At 58.8% G+C, this 13548-nt stretch carries 8 protein-coding genes; 3 read left to right on the plus strand and 5 right to left on the minus strand.

What is annotated here, in order from left to right:
• Positions 1–84: 84 nt before the first annotated feature.
• The 4 genes from accC to HEP89_RS20700 all read right to left on the minus strand — a co-directional run bounded on the left by accC (position 85) and on the right by HEP89_RS20700 (position 4519).
• Positions 85–1431, minus strand: a complete 1347-nt coding sequence (gene accC, locus HEP89_RS20685) for an acetyl-CoA carboxylase biotin carboxylase subunit (RefSeq protein ID WP_022998397.1) — start codon at positions 1429–1431, stop codon at positions 85–87.
• 15 nt (positions 1432–1446) lie between these two features.
• Entirely contained in the window at positions 1447–1917 is a 471-nt protein-coding gene (accB, locus tag HEP89_RS20690) for an acetyl-CoA carboxylase biotin carboxyl carrier protein (protein ID WP_168693486.1), read from the minus strand.
• A gap of 321 nt (positions 1918–2238) precedes the next feature.
• A complete protein-coding gene (locus HEP89_RS20695; protein ID WP_022998399.1) occupies positions 2239–3042 on the minus strand; it encodes a DsbA family protein in 804 nt (267 codons plus the stop codon).
• A gap of 58 nt (positions 3043–3100) precedes the next feature.
• Positions 3101–4519, minus strand: coding sequence for a M48 family metalloprotease (locus tag HEP89_RS20700; protein WP_286201066.1), 1419 nt, complete (start codon positions 4517–4519; stop codon positions 3101–3103).
• A 257-nt stretch (positions 4520–4776) separates the two neighbouring features.
• Here HEP89_RS20700 and HEP89_RS20705 point away from each other — a divergent pair, with 257 nt between their 5' ends.
• Positions 4777–5946 (plus strand): pyridoxal phosphate-dependent aminotransferase, encoded by a 1170-nt coding sequence (locus HEP89_RS20705; protein ID WP_168692964.1) that lies wholly within the window; start codon positions 4777–4779, stop codon positions 5944–5946.
• Between the two features lie 78 nt (positions 5947–6024).
• Here the strand turns inward: HEP89_RS20705 and HEP89_RS20710 are convergent, their stop codons facing one another.
• Positions 6025–8847: a ribonuclease E/G gene (locus tag HEP89_RS20710; protein WP_168692965.1), complete on the minus strand. Its 2823-nt coding sequence runs from the start codon at positions 8845–8847 to the stop codon at positions 6025–6027.
• A 688-nt stretch (positions 8848–9535) separates the two neighbouring features.
• Between HEP89_RS20710 and HEP89_RS20715 the strand changes: the two genes are divergently transcribed.
• Both HEP89_RS20715 and HEP89_RS20720 read left to right on the plus strand, forming a co-directional pair.
• Positions 9536–10813, plus strand: coding sequence for an N-acetylmuramoyl-L-alanine amidase (locus tag HEP89_RS20715; RefSeq protein ID WP_055656584.1), 1278 nt, complete (start codon positions 9536–9538; stop codon positions 10811–10813).
• 188 nt (positions 10814–11001) lie between these two features.
• Positions 11002–13473 (plus strand): penicillin-binding protein 1A, encoded by a 2472-nt coding sequence (locus HEP89_RS20720; RefSeq protein ID WP_062491600.1) that lies wholly within the window; start codon positions 11002–11004, stop codon positions 13471–13473.
• Positions 13474–13548 lie beyond the last annotated feature (75 nt).

Genomic DNA, 13548 nt, shown 5'->3' on the forward strand with positions numbered 1-13548 from the left:
AAATCTGATCGGCCGGAGTGCCGGAGCACCTCATGCGCATTCCTTGGAACACGCGATGCTCCCGGCACTCGTCCCAGGATCCGGTCAGCTGGACTTCTTCGCCAGATATTGTTCCAGCCAGTGGATGTCGTACTGACCGTTCGCTATGTCCTGATTTTCCACCAGATCGCGGAAAAGCGGAATAGTCGACTTGATTTCGTCAACCACAAATTCGTCCAGGCAACGACGCAGACGCATCATGCATTCCACTCGGTTACGGCCATGAACGATCAGCTTGCCGATCAGACTGTCATAATAAGGCGGGATCTTGTAGCCCTGATAGACACCGCTGTCGACGCGAACACCCAGACCGCCCGGCGGGTGGTAGTAGGTGATTGTGCCTGGTGACGGCGTGAAGTTGACCGGATCTTCCGCGTTGATGCGGCATTCGATGGCGTGACCTTCGAACGTGATGTCGTCCTGGGTCATATCCAGCGATCCACCTGCGGCGATGCGGATCTGCTCGTTGACGAGGTCAATGCCGGTGATCATCTCCGTAACTGGGTGTTCAACCTGCAGACGGGTGTTCATTTCAATGAAATAGAACTCGCCGTTCTCATAGAGGAATTCCACCGTGCCAACGCCGCGATACTTCAGCTTGCGCATGGCAGCAGCGACGATCTCGCCGATTTCCTTGCGCTGGCTGGCATTGAGGCTCGGGGAGGGAGCTTCTTCGAGCACCTTCTGGTGGCGGCGCTGCAGCGAGCAGTCACGTTCACCGAGGTGAACCGCATTGCCCTTGCCATCGCCCAGAACCTGGATCTCGATATGCCGAGGCTTGCCGAGATATTTTTCCATGTAGAGCGCGTCGTCGCCGAAGGCAGCCTTTGCTTCGGAACGTGCCGTGGACAGGGCAGTATCGAGTTCGGCTTCGGTGCGGGCAACCTTCATGCCGCGGCCACCGCCACCTGCAGCTGCCTTTACCAGAACCGGGTAGCCGATCTCGCGGGCGATCGCGTGGGCGTCGTCACCAGCCGTCACGGCACCGTCGGAGCCAGGAACAACCGGGATGCCAAGGTCCTTGGCCGTCTGCTTGGCCTGGATCTTGTCACCCATGATGCGAATGTGTTCAGCGGTCGGGCCGATGAACTCGATACCGTGTGCTTCAAGGATTTCCGCGAAACGGGCGTTTTCCGACAGGAAGCCGTAACCCGGGTGGACGGCATCCGCTCCGGTGATTTCACAAGCCGCAAGAAGCTGCGGGATGTTCAGGTAGCTGTCGCGTGCGGCAGGCGGACCAATGCAAACGCTTTCGTCTGCCAGGCGCACATGCATCGCATCTGCATCAGCGGTGGAGTGAACCGCAACGGTGGAGATGCCGAGCTCTTTACAGGCGCGCAGGATGCGCAGGGCGATCTCGCCGCGGTTGGCAATGAGAATCTTGGAGAACATGGCCACAACGGCTCCTTATTCGACGATAATAAGCGGTTCGCCGAATTCCACCGGCTGAGCGTCGTCCACAAGGATCTGCTTGACGGTGCCTGCCTTGGTGGCAGGAATGTGGTTCATGGTTTTCATGGCTTCGATGATCAGGATCGTCTGACCTTCCACCACCTTGTCGCCAACCTGAATGAAGGTCGGTGCGCCCGGTTCGGCGGCGAGATAGGCCGTGCCGACCATTGGCGAGGTTACGGTCGTGCCGGCGTGGGCCGGTTCGGCGGCAGGCGCTGCTGCTGCCGGGGAAGCCGCTGCGGCCGGTGCTGTCGGTGCGGCCATCGGGGCTGCAACGTTTACCGGTGCGCTGATCGTCATCTGACGGGCCACGCGAATGCGCGTGTCACCCTGTTCCAGTTCGATTTCCGAGAGATTTGTCTCATCCAGGAGAACGGCGAGGTCCCGGATCAGGGCCGTGTCGAATTTCTTGTTATCATTACGCATCATGTTTGGCTCTCATACTCGGTCCGCAAGACACGCAGCTGGCCGGCTCGCCGGGCGACCGCTCCATACCGGGATGGGGTCAGACCCGAAATATCCAGCCCTGCAACTCGATCAGGGTCCGTAAGGCCGGGGCCGCAACCACGCTCTTGCTCCGCCGTTGTTGGGCGGACAAAGATCTTCGGCCCGTCTCTTCCTGGAGGCGAGCCACGCTTCTTATAGGGATTCAATTGGAACAGGAAAACCCCCGATTTCTCACTGACATGAGGAATGGGGGTTTCCAACAGGCAAGTGAACGCCGAAACACTGTTTCGGCTCACAGGTTCAGCAAGTGGTCTGGCCGCAATTCTGCAGCGCGTCGAGCTTCTGGCTCAGTTCCTCGTAACCGACCGCGCCCATGACCACGTCGTTGCCGACCACATAGGACGGAGTGCCGGTCAAGCCGAGACGGTTGGCCAGGGAGTAGACTTCTTCAATCGTCTGGCCGGCTTCGTCCGTTTTCATGGACGCCAGGAGATCGTCTTCCGAAATGCCGACGGACGTCGCTGCGGCTAGGGCGCTGGCCCGGTTCGCCTGGCCGCGGCTCAGCAGCAGTTTTTCATGGAATTCGCCGTATTTCTCTGGCGCCACAGAGTTGACCGCGACAGCCACCTGGGCAGCTTCGACAGAGCCCTGGCCGAGTACCGGGAACTCCTTCAGGACGACTTTGAGGTCGGGGTTTTCATCGATCAGCTTGACCATGTCGCCGTGCGCGCGCTTGCAGTAGCCGCAGTTATAATCGAAGAACTCGACCAGGGTGACAGACCCTTCCGGATTGCCCAGCACTACTTGCCGCGACGAATTGAAAAGAACGTCGGCGCTTTCGTTGAGGGCTTCCACGCGCGCAACTTCTGCAGCTTCCTTTTCACGGCGATCGAGTTCGGTCAGCGCTTCGGCAATCACTTCAGGATGCTCAAGCAGATATTCCCGCACGATTTTTTCAATCTCACCGCGGTTCAGATCCTGAGCGGCAACCGGGCCAGCCAAAAGGGTAAGTGCAAGCGCACAAGCCGACAGGACGCGCAGCAGCATCGGCGGGCAGAGCGACCCGGTCTTCAGGATCTGGATCTTCGGGGAAGTGTCGGTCATTCAAGGCTCCTCAGGTAACCGTCTTTCGTTCGAACGGCACCCATATGTGTCTGAGATATCAGCGGCCGTTGTTAGGCAGATTAGGTGGGTTGTACGCTACAATGTCGTCCGCTTGAAGCCATGCCGGCGTTCCTCTCTTCAAACTTTTTTGAGCACGCGCCGCGTAGCGTTTCGCAGCCTGGAAATCGCCACTCACCATCAGGCCTTTCGCAGTTGCCAAATCAGCTTCCGCTCGCTCGCCCTGGCGGCCGTGGGCAATGGCCAGCTGACTGTAGGCAACGCCCGAGTTCTGGTCCCGCTGGATCGCCTCCTTCAAGATGCGTTCTGCGTCCGGCAGATTGGACTTGTCGTTCGAAGCAACCAGCGCATACCCGAGCCAGGTGAGGAACTGCGGTTCGGTTGGTTTGAACGACAGAGCCTTGCGGAAGGGAGCGATCGCGCCTTTGGGATCGCCACCTTCGATCAGGGCCTGCCCCTTGAGCTCGTAATAGTAGGGGTTGTTCGGCTGCGTGCGGATCAGGGCGTCTATCTCCTTGACCGCGCCTTTTCCCCGGCTCTTCATTGCGGCAATGGCGCGTGCGTATTGTGCCTGGGGGCTTTTGTCGCTGCGCGGATAGGCTCGCAACGTGGCGGACGGATGGCTGGTGAAGGCGAACAGCTTGGCTCGCACCATGTCGTGCCTGTATTGCAGCACATAGTCTTCCGGCTGGTTGAAGTATTTCGATTTCTGCGCGTCGGTTGCCAGACTGTTGTAGCGGTCCTGTGCCATCGGGTGGCTCTGGGCATAAGGGTCGGCGTACTTGCGGGTGAACATCTGTTGTTCCGACATGCGCTCGAAGGTCTTCAGCAGGCCGCGCGGGCTTTGTCCGGTGGCACTCAGGTATTTGAGTGCGGCCCGGTCGGCTGCGGCTTCTTCGCCGCGCTGATAGGACAGGAACGACCGCTGGCCGACGGATCCCGAGCCCATGATCACAGCGCCACCGCCCGAAGCAACCTCACCGGACCCGGAGGCCGCACCGGCTGCCGCGGCCCCCGCACCGAGAATCATGCCGATGACAGAGATGATCTGGGCATTGGCGGCAGCGGCACGCAGGCGCACGAGATGACGACCGGCGATGTGGCCCGATTCATGGGCAATCACGCCAATCACTTCACCGGGTGTTTCCGATTCCATGATGACACCGATGTTGATGAACATCCTGCGGCTGTCGGGAACGAAAGCGTTGAAGCTCTTGTCGTTGACCAGAATGATTTCCGGTTCTGAATTGGAAATGCCGGCAGCCTTGAAGATCGGCGTCGCATAGTCCTTCAGAAGATGTTCCGTTTCTGCATCGCGCACGAGCGGCAGGCTGCGCCCCTGTGCCATCGCTGGTACCGAAACAAGAGGCAGGGCGAGGGCGCTTGCACAGGCAAGTGCGACAGCTTTACGCGCAAGGCTGCGAGGAAAATCGATTTTCAAAATGGCGGAACCAGGCACAGGTGCAAAACTCCAATCCGGACCGGAACGCTTTCCAGGCTCATCTTTGCTCAGATGTTATCCTGGGACATGGATGTGTGGCGAAGGTATGGAGGTGTGCGATGCGGGTCAAGGAAGCCGGCATGACAAAAAGGTAAGGTGCCGGGCCGTTGTCGTGCCGGAACAGCCTAAAAGTTTCAACTGGCCGCACGCGTTGCATCGGATGGAAAAATCCGCGATAGGGTGAAGCCAGTTTCTCAGCCGGATTTTCAGGACACATGAACCAGCCTCTTTTTCAACCGTCTCGCCGCAGTGACGTTGCCCCCTTCATTGCAATGGATGTTCTTGCCGAAGCGGCACGTCTGGAAGCGCAGGGGCGCAAGATCATTCATATGGAAGTCGGGCAGCCATCGGCCCCGGCGCCCAAGGCTGCGTTGGATATGGCGAGAAAAGCTCTGGATCATGGTCGTCTCGGCTACACCGAAGCGCTTGGCATCCGCCCGTTGCGCGCGGCATTGGCTGCGCATTATCGAACGACCTATGGTGTCGACGTGCCTGTCGAGCGGATCATGGCAACCACGGGCTCATCCGCCGGTTTCAATCTCGCCTTCCTTGCCGCGTTTGATCCCGGGGACCGAATTGTCCTGACAGCTCCCGGTTATCCGGCCTATCGCAACATCCTGAAAGCCCTTGGTCTCGTTCCGGTCGAGATCGAAGTCGGGGAGGAAACCCGGTGGAGCCTGACGCCAGCGCATCTGGAAGAGGCTCAAAAAGAAGGTCCTGTGAAAGGCGTCCTGGTTGCCAGTCCGGCCAATCCGACCGGAACGATGATGACGGCCGATGCGCTGGAAGACCTGATCCGCTATTGCGACGAGGCGGGCATATGGTTCATCTCGGATGAGATCTACCATGGGCTTTGCTACGACGGTGAAGAGAAGACAGCGCTGGAAACATCGCAGAATGTCATTATCGTCAACAGTTTCTCGAAATACTATTGCATGACCGGCTGGCGGATTGGCTGGCTGGTGTTGCCGGAACAACTGGTGCGCCCAACGGAGCGGATTGCCCAGAGCCTCTATATTTCTCCGCCAGAGCTGTCCCAGATCGCTGCGGGAGCAGTACTCAACTCGGTTCAGGAACTGGAAGCGGTCAAGGCAGGGTATGCTGCCAACCGTGCCTTGCTTCTCGACGGGTTGCCGAAAATCGGTCTCGACAAGCTGTTGCCGGTAGATGGGGCCTTTTACATCTATGCAGATATAAGCCAGTTCAGCTCGGACAGTCTCGATTTCGCCAGGCGTATGCTGCACGAGGCAGGTGTCGCGGCAACGCCCGGTGTCGATTTCGATCCCGTGCACGGTCATGAGTTCTTGCGCTTTTCCTTTGCAGGTGCGCATGACGATATGAAGTTGGCGCTTGAGAAGCTCAGCGGTTTTTTCAAAGCAGTCTGATCATCGATCGCATCGGACAACAAAAAAGGCGGCACACTGGCCGCCTTTTCCATTTCAAAGCTGGTTGATGTTGCCGGTTCAGAAGAAAGACCGGCCACGCTGCCACCAGCCGCCGCGTTTCGGCTTGTCTTCCTTGTCGTCGTCTCCAGATGTTTCGCTGGTTACGACAGGCTCGGCCGGCGCCTTGCGTGCAGGTGCTTCTTCTTCAGCATCGACGTCGGCTTCGCTGGCAATCGGCTGTTCGGAAGTCGGCGTTTCGACCACGATGGTGTCAGCTTCAGCCATCACCGGTGTCTCATCTGCCGCATCGGCCTCTACAGGAACGGCGGCACCGTCCTGCTGCGCAGTTTCTTCCGCAGGGCTTTCGCCGCTAGCGTCCGAAACCGTGTCGCCATCGACGGCCTTTGCCTCATCGGCCTGGGCACCATCTTGTGATGCGGCACCCGCAGCTTCTGTTTCCTGACCGCTTTCGGCGACGGCTACGGCTTCAGAACCGGTCTGATCGTCCTGCTGTTCTTCAGAGGAAGCGGCTTCCCGAGTTTCGTCATTGGTCTCGCCGTCGTTTTCAGCGCCACCTTCGGCCTGCATATCGTCACCGTTGCGACGGCCGCGGCGACCACCACGGCGTCCACGGCGGCGCTTGCGACGCGGTTCATCGTCACCGTCCTCCTCACCACCGGAACGGGCTTCCTGCGGCTGCTCGTCATCGCCGTCGGCATCGTCTGCCTCGGCGTTGACCTGACGCGATTCGCCATCGTCCTGCTGGTTATCGGAACCACCCCTCCGGCGCTTGCGCCGGCGGCGCCGGCGGCGGCCGTCATTGTCGTCTTCCTGAGCGAATTCCTCGATGTCCGGCTGTTCGGTGTCTTCGTCGATGATCTCGATCGTATCCGGCTGGACAATCGCAGGAACCGGCATCGGCACACGGTCGCGATCGACCGGTGCACCGCGCTCCAGAACGTAGAGCTGGCCATTGACCATGTCGTCCGCATGCACTTCGACATCGATGGCGAAGCGGGTTTCCAGATCGACCAGGTTCGAACGTTTCTGGTTGAGGATATAGAGCGCTACCTGCGTAGTGGTGCGAATGATCAGGTTGTGGGACGCGCCTTTCAGAAGGTTGTCCTCAACCGAACGCAGCACGTGCAGGGCAACGGATTCCACAGACCGGATCATGCCGGTGCCCTGGCAATGCGGGCAAGGCGTGGTCGAGCTTTCCAGAACGCCGGTGCGGATGCGCTGACGCGACATTTCCAGCAGGCCGAAGTGCGAGATCCGGCCAACCTGAATGCGGGCGCGGTCGTTCTTCAGACAATCCTTCAGCTTGCGTTCGACCGACCGATTGTTCTTCGACTCTTCCATGTCGATGAAGTCGATGACGATCAGGCCGGCAAGATCGCGCAGGCGCAGCTGTCGGGTCACTTCTTCCGCCGCTTCCAGGTTCGTCTGGAGCGCGGTGTCCTCGATATTGTGTTCGCGGGTTGACTTGCCGGAGTTCACGTCGATCGAGACCAGAGCTTCGGTCTGGTTGATGACGATATAACCACCGGACTTCAGCGTAACCTGCGGCGAGAACATTGCATCGAGCTGCGGTTCGACACCGTAGCGGATAAACAGCGGCGAGGGGTCGCGGTAGGGCTGGACGTTCTTCGCATGGCTCGGCATGAGCATGCGCATGAAGTCCTTGGCCTCGCGGTAGCCTTCTTCGCCCGCAACAAGGACCTCGTTGATGTCCTTGTTGTAGAGGTCGCGGATCGATCGCTTGACCAGACTGCCTTCCTCATAGACGAGGCTTGGAGCACTGGATTTCAAGGTCAGCTCGCGAACGTTTTCCCAAAGCCGCATCAGGTATTCGAAGTCGCGCTTGATCTCGGCCTTCGTCCGGCTTGCACCGGCGGTGCGCAGGATCACGCCCATGCCTTCCGGCACATCCAGTTCGGAGGCGATCTTCTTCAGGCGCTTGCGGTCAGTCGGCTGGGTAATTTTGCGCGAAATGCCGCCGCCACGAGCGGTGTTCGGCATCAGCACGGAATAGCGGCCTGCGAGCGACAGGTAGGTCGTGAGTGCGGCGCCCTTGTTGCCGCGCTCTTCCTTGACCACCTGCACCAGAATGATCTGGCGGCGCTTGATGACTTCCTGAATCTTGTATTGCTTGCGCAGCGGGATAATGCGTTCAGGAACTTCTTCCATCGCATCTTCCGCGCCGACGGATTCGACGGCATCGACATCATTGTCGGCATCATCGTCATCGTCGTTCTGACGCTGGCGGCGACGGCCGCGCCCGCGGCCACGCGAGCGAACCGGAGCCTCTTCTTCTTCGTCCGCTTCTTCCTCGGAAGAGGATGCTTCGTCTTCTTCTTCGTCGGAGGCGTCTTCGTCTGTGCTACGTGCGGATACGGCTTCGCCATCCGTTTCGTCGGCAGAGGTCTCTTCGGAAACTGCCTCAGTATCTTCTGTGGCTTTTACGGCCTCTTCGTCGCCTTCTGCGGTGTCTTCGGAGGTATCCGCCTCAACCTTGTCGCTGGCAACGGTTTCAGCAGCCTCGTTTCGTGCTGCACGGGAGCGGCGGCGGCGCTTTGGTTTTTCTTCACCGTCCGAATCATCACGCTGTCTGTCGGCTGCTTCCGCAGCCAGAAGTGCTTCCCGGTCGGCAACAGGGATCTGATAGTAGTCAGGGTGAATTTCGCTGAAAGCGAGGAACCCGTGGCGATTTCCGCCATATTCGACGAATGCGGCCTGCAGGGACGGTTCGACCCGGGTTACCTTGGCAAGATATATGTTTCCGCGCAGTTGCTTCCGATTAGCTGCTTCAAAGTCGAATTCTTCAACCCGATTGCCACGCACGACGACGACCCGGGTCTCTTCCGGGTGGCCCGCGTCGATCAGCATTTTGTTTGCCATTATTGAACTTCTCCACGGCAGCACTCATGGGCGCATGTGCGAAACGCGCATCGCGCAGCAGGAGGATGTCTGCCGTATTTGTTTTGCTAAGATGAGAAAGAGCGTCTGCGCCCGGCGCGGTCGTATGATCAACGAAGGCAGCCGCTGAAGCGGTACCTTGCTGTATGTTGATCACCATGTGCATCGCGCGGGTCCTTCAGGCAACGCAGGCCCTTTAGTTAAGTCGTTGTACCTTTTGCCGGTATGCAGCCTGGCTTCGCCAATGGGCCTGCATCCGGTTCCGGAATGGGTCCGCTCCTAACGGCCGCCGAAAACCTCGCCGGGGAAACTGCCGTTTTGTAAGGGCAACACGTCGCGAGGCGGGGCGGTCTCAAAGAGGTGCCGATACCAGATCCACTGTCTTCCAGGGCTTGTCTTTAAGCGGCAGAACGGCCTCTGTTCTGTCGTTAGAAGGCCTGGGAATGCGATAGCGTTGTGGATAGACACCCATGTCAGCTATCTGGAAAGGTATCGGTTTCAAACCGAAATCCGTAAGGTACTTTTACGTTCCGTCGCAGCGCATTGCAAGCAATGTGAATTGGATATGGCATTTTCCTTGCGTGGCGGATGGCGTATGACAGGGCTGACGGGGGCTCAACACGCGAAGTTTTCGAGCGACATGGCCGAAATAATTGAGTTCAAGGACAGAATGAAACCGCAAGTAGACCAGGGACCGGGCACTGTTTTGAGACTGGCGACGTCTTTCGCAGTGGTTTTGAGCATCTGCGTTGCTGCGTTTGCCGGCCTGACTTGCGCCGCATCTGCCGAACCTGAAAAGGCCCGGGTAACCGGAGCGCGCGTGGCGGGAGACGAGGCGCGCACGCGATTCGTTCTTGATATGAACCGTCAGGTGACACCGACCATCTCCGGCCTTGCCAATCCGGCCCGGCTGATCATTGACCTCCCCGAAGTGACATTTTCGCTGCCGGCCGATTCTGGCGAGAGCGGGCGAGGACTTGTCACCGACTGGCGCTTCGGCCTCTTTGCGGTTGGAAGATCCCGTGTGGTGATGGACCTCACGGGACCGGTGAAGGTCGACAAGACCTTTTTCCTGCCGGCTGTCGATGACCAGCCTGCGCGGCTTGTTGTGGACCTTGTCAGCGCGACAGCCGACGAATTCGACACCTTTGTCGAGACCTCAAGGCCCAAGCGCGTCGTCGCCGGGAGTGATTCCGCACCGAAAAGTGACCGGTTGACCGCTCCAAAGAACAGGGACAAGCCGCTGATCGTCCTCGATCCGGGGCATGGCGGTATCGACACCGGGGCGACAGGTGTCCACGGAACTCTCGAAAAGGCGATCGTTCTCGACTTCGCTCAGCTGCTCAAGGAAAAGCTGGATGAAAGCGGGCTCTACAACGTTCAACTTACCCGGGATGATGACACATTCATTCCGCTGGGGCGCCGAGTTGAAATCGGTCATGAACTTGAGGCCGATCTCTTCGTCTCCATTCACGCCGATTCTGTCCGGCGCGGGCAGAAATTGGCGCGTGGCGCGACCGTCTACACAATTTCAGACAGGGCGTCGGACCAACTGGCCGAAGATCTGGCCCAATCGGAAAACATGTCGGACGTCATCGCCGGTGTGGATCTGACGGAAGAGCCAACAGAGGTGACAGATATCCTGATCGATCTTGCGCGACGCGAAACGAGGTCGTTTTCGGTCTATTTCGCCAGATCGCTGGTGGACGAGCTGAAAAGCGCTGTCCGGCTGATCAACAATCCGCATCGTTCTGCAGGTTTCCGGGTGTTGAAGGCACATGATGTGCCCTCGGTGCTGGTCGAGCTCGGCTATCTCTCCAACGAACATGATGAGAAGCTTCTGATTTCCGACGAATGGCGTGAACGCATGGCGAATGCCATGACCGAGGCTGTTCACGGATTTTTCCGGCCGCGGCTTGCGCGGCAACAAGCAGCACCGTCACAGTAAAAATCCTTGCATTGCTTTCAAAATGGCAGGTTAGCACTGGCGATTGCCTCAGCATCGCCATATTGGTGCACGAGGAAGGCAGACAAGTTTGTGCGACTGTCGGCATCGGTGATGCTGAGCAAATGTTTCCGTGTTAAAAAGCTGGAAGCGCTAAGAACGGGGAAAGACGAGCCCGCGGTATGAAATTTTTGGTGAAGTTTTTTGGCTACCTGTTCGGAATCGGCGCGATCTTTGCGCTGCTGATTGCCGCCGGGGTCTGGATGTACCTGCAGGACCTGACGAAGGATCTGCCGGATTATACGGCCCTGAAGAACTATGAGCCACCGGTCATGACGCGTGTGCATGCCGCTGACGGTAGTCTTATGGCCGAATACGCGACTCAAAGGCGCATGTTCCTGCCGATCCAGGCAATCCCGGATCGCGTCAAGCAGGCGTTTGTCGCAGCCGAAGACAAGAATTTCTACACCCACATCGGTGTTGACCCGGAAGGCATTGCCCGTGCGGCGGTGCGTTTCATCCAGAACTATGGATCCGGCCGTCGTCCGGAAGGTGCTTCGACCATCACGCAGCAGGTCGCAAAGAACTTCCTCTTGTCCGATCTCGTGAGCGAAGAGCGTGAACGCCGTTCCGCCGCGTATGAGCGCAAGGTGAAGGAAGCGGTTCTTTCCCTGCGCATCGAGCAGGCCTACACCAAGGACGAAATTCTCGAGCTTTATCTCAACGAGATCTATTTCGGCTTCGGGGCCTACGGCGTCGCAGCCGCTTCGCTGATCTATTTCGACAAGTCGGTTCACGAACTGTCGCTTGAAGAAATCGCCTATATGGCAGCGCTGCCGAAAGGTCCGAGTAACTATCATCCTTACAGGAAGACAGAGGCCGCCATTGCGCGCCGCAACTACGTGATCGACCGTATGATCGCAGATGGTTACGTAAGCGCCCAGGATGGCGAGGAAGCCAAACAGAAACCGATTGTCGTCAAGCCGCGTGAAACCGGTTCTCGCCTGTTTGCCGCAGAATACTTCACTGAAGAAGTCCGCCGCGAAGTGGCCGACATCTTCGGCGACAAGCGCCTGTATGAAGGCGGGCTTTCGGTGCGATCGACGCTTGACCCCGAAATGCAGAAACTGGCCCGCAAGTCGTTGATGGACGGCTTGATTGCCTTCGACCACCAACGTGGCAGCTGGAACGGCCCTGTCGACAAGATCACGCTTGGTGCCGACTGGGGCATCGATCTGGCCAAGGTGGAAGCCCTGAGCGATCTGCCGGAATGGAAGCTCGCAGTGGTTCTGGAAGCCGGCGGCGAAGAGGCCAAGATTGGTGTTCAGCCGGAACGGCAGGTCAGTGGCCAGCTTTCCGAAGAACGCAAGACCGGCCCGATGTTCCTGAGCACCATGAAATGGGCCCGGGTCAAGGGCAGGGCACCGAGCGCCGTTTCCGATGTGCTGACGCCTGGCGATGTTGTTTATGTCCAGGAAAGCCCGGTTGCGCCTGGAACCTATGAACTTCGTCAGATCCCGAAGGTGTCGGGTGCTCTGGTGGCGATGGATCCCTATACCGGCCGTGTCCTTGCACTTGTCGGTGGTTTCAGCTTTGCACAGAGCGAATTCAACCGTGCAACGCAGGCCTACCGGCAGCCTGGTTCGTCCTTCAAGCCGTTCCTTTATGCTGCCGCTCTCGACAACGGTTACACGCCGTCTTCCGTGATCATGGATGCGCCTCTGGAAATCAGCCAGGGCCCGGGTCTCGGCACGTGGCGCCCGCAGAACTACGGCGGCAAATTCTACGGTCCGTCGACCCTGCGCACAGGTATCGAGCTCTCGCGGAACGTCATGACTGTTCGGCTCGCTCAGGACATGGGCATGCCGCTGGTCGCAGAATATGCGAAGCGTTTCGGCATCTACGACAACATGCTTCCGGTTCTGTCCATGTCGCTTGGTGCGGGGGAAACCACCGTGCTGCGCCTGACCACCGCTTATGCGACCATCGCCAATGGCGGCAGGAAAGTTCGACCAACCCTGATCGACCGTATTCAGGACCGTTACGGCCGTACCATCTACAAGCATGACAGCCGCATCTGTGACGGCTGTACGCAGGATGTGTGGGAAGGCCAGGACGAACCGACCCTGATCGACGACCGCGAGCAGGTACTCGACCCGATGACTGCCTATCAGATCACATCGATGATGGAAGGCGTGGTTCAGCGCGGTACGGCAACGTCCGTTCGCGCAGTAGGTCGTCCGGTCGCCGGCAAGACAGGTACCACCAACGACGAAAAAGACGCCTGGTTCATGGGCTTTACGCCGGATCTTGCGGTCGGCGTGTTTGTGGGCTTCGACAATCCGAAACCGATGGGCCGCGGGGCAACCGGCGGTCAGGTGGCGGCGCCGATCTTCACCGAGTTCGTCAAGACTGCTCTGGCCGACAAGCCACCGGTGGAATTCCGTGTACCAAAGGGCCTTCAGCTGATCCCGATCAACCGCCGCACCGGTCTTAGAACCGCCGCCGGTGATCCGGGTTCGATACTGGAAGCCTTCAAGCCGGGCATGGCTCCGCCGGACAGTTACTCCGTCATCGGGTTCCAGGACACCATGGGAGTTCCGACTGCGGTTTCTCCGGAAGCGCAGCAGGCCGTTACGGTCGGTACAGGCGGTCTTTACTGACCCGCTTGGCCTAGCAGGGGCTGGCTGACTGTCAGGTCATAGCGAGATCCTTTTCGACGGTTTACAGCGAAGTCC

Origin of the sequence: Labrenzia sp. 5N (assembly GCF_012395805.1) — a bacterium.
Taxonomy (GTDB): Bacteria; Pseudomonadota; Alphaproteobacteria; order Rhizobiales; family Stappiaceae; genus Roseibium; species Roseibium algicola.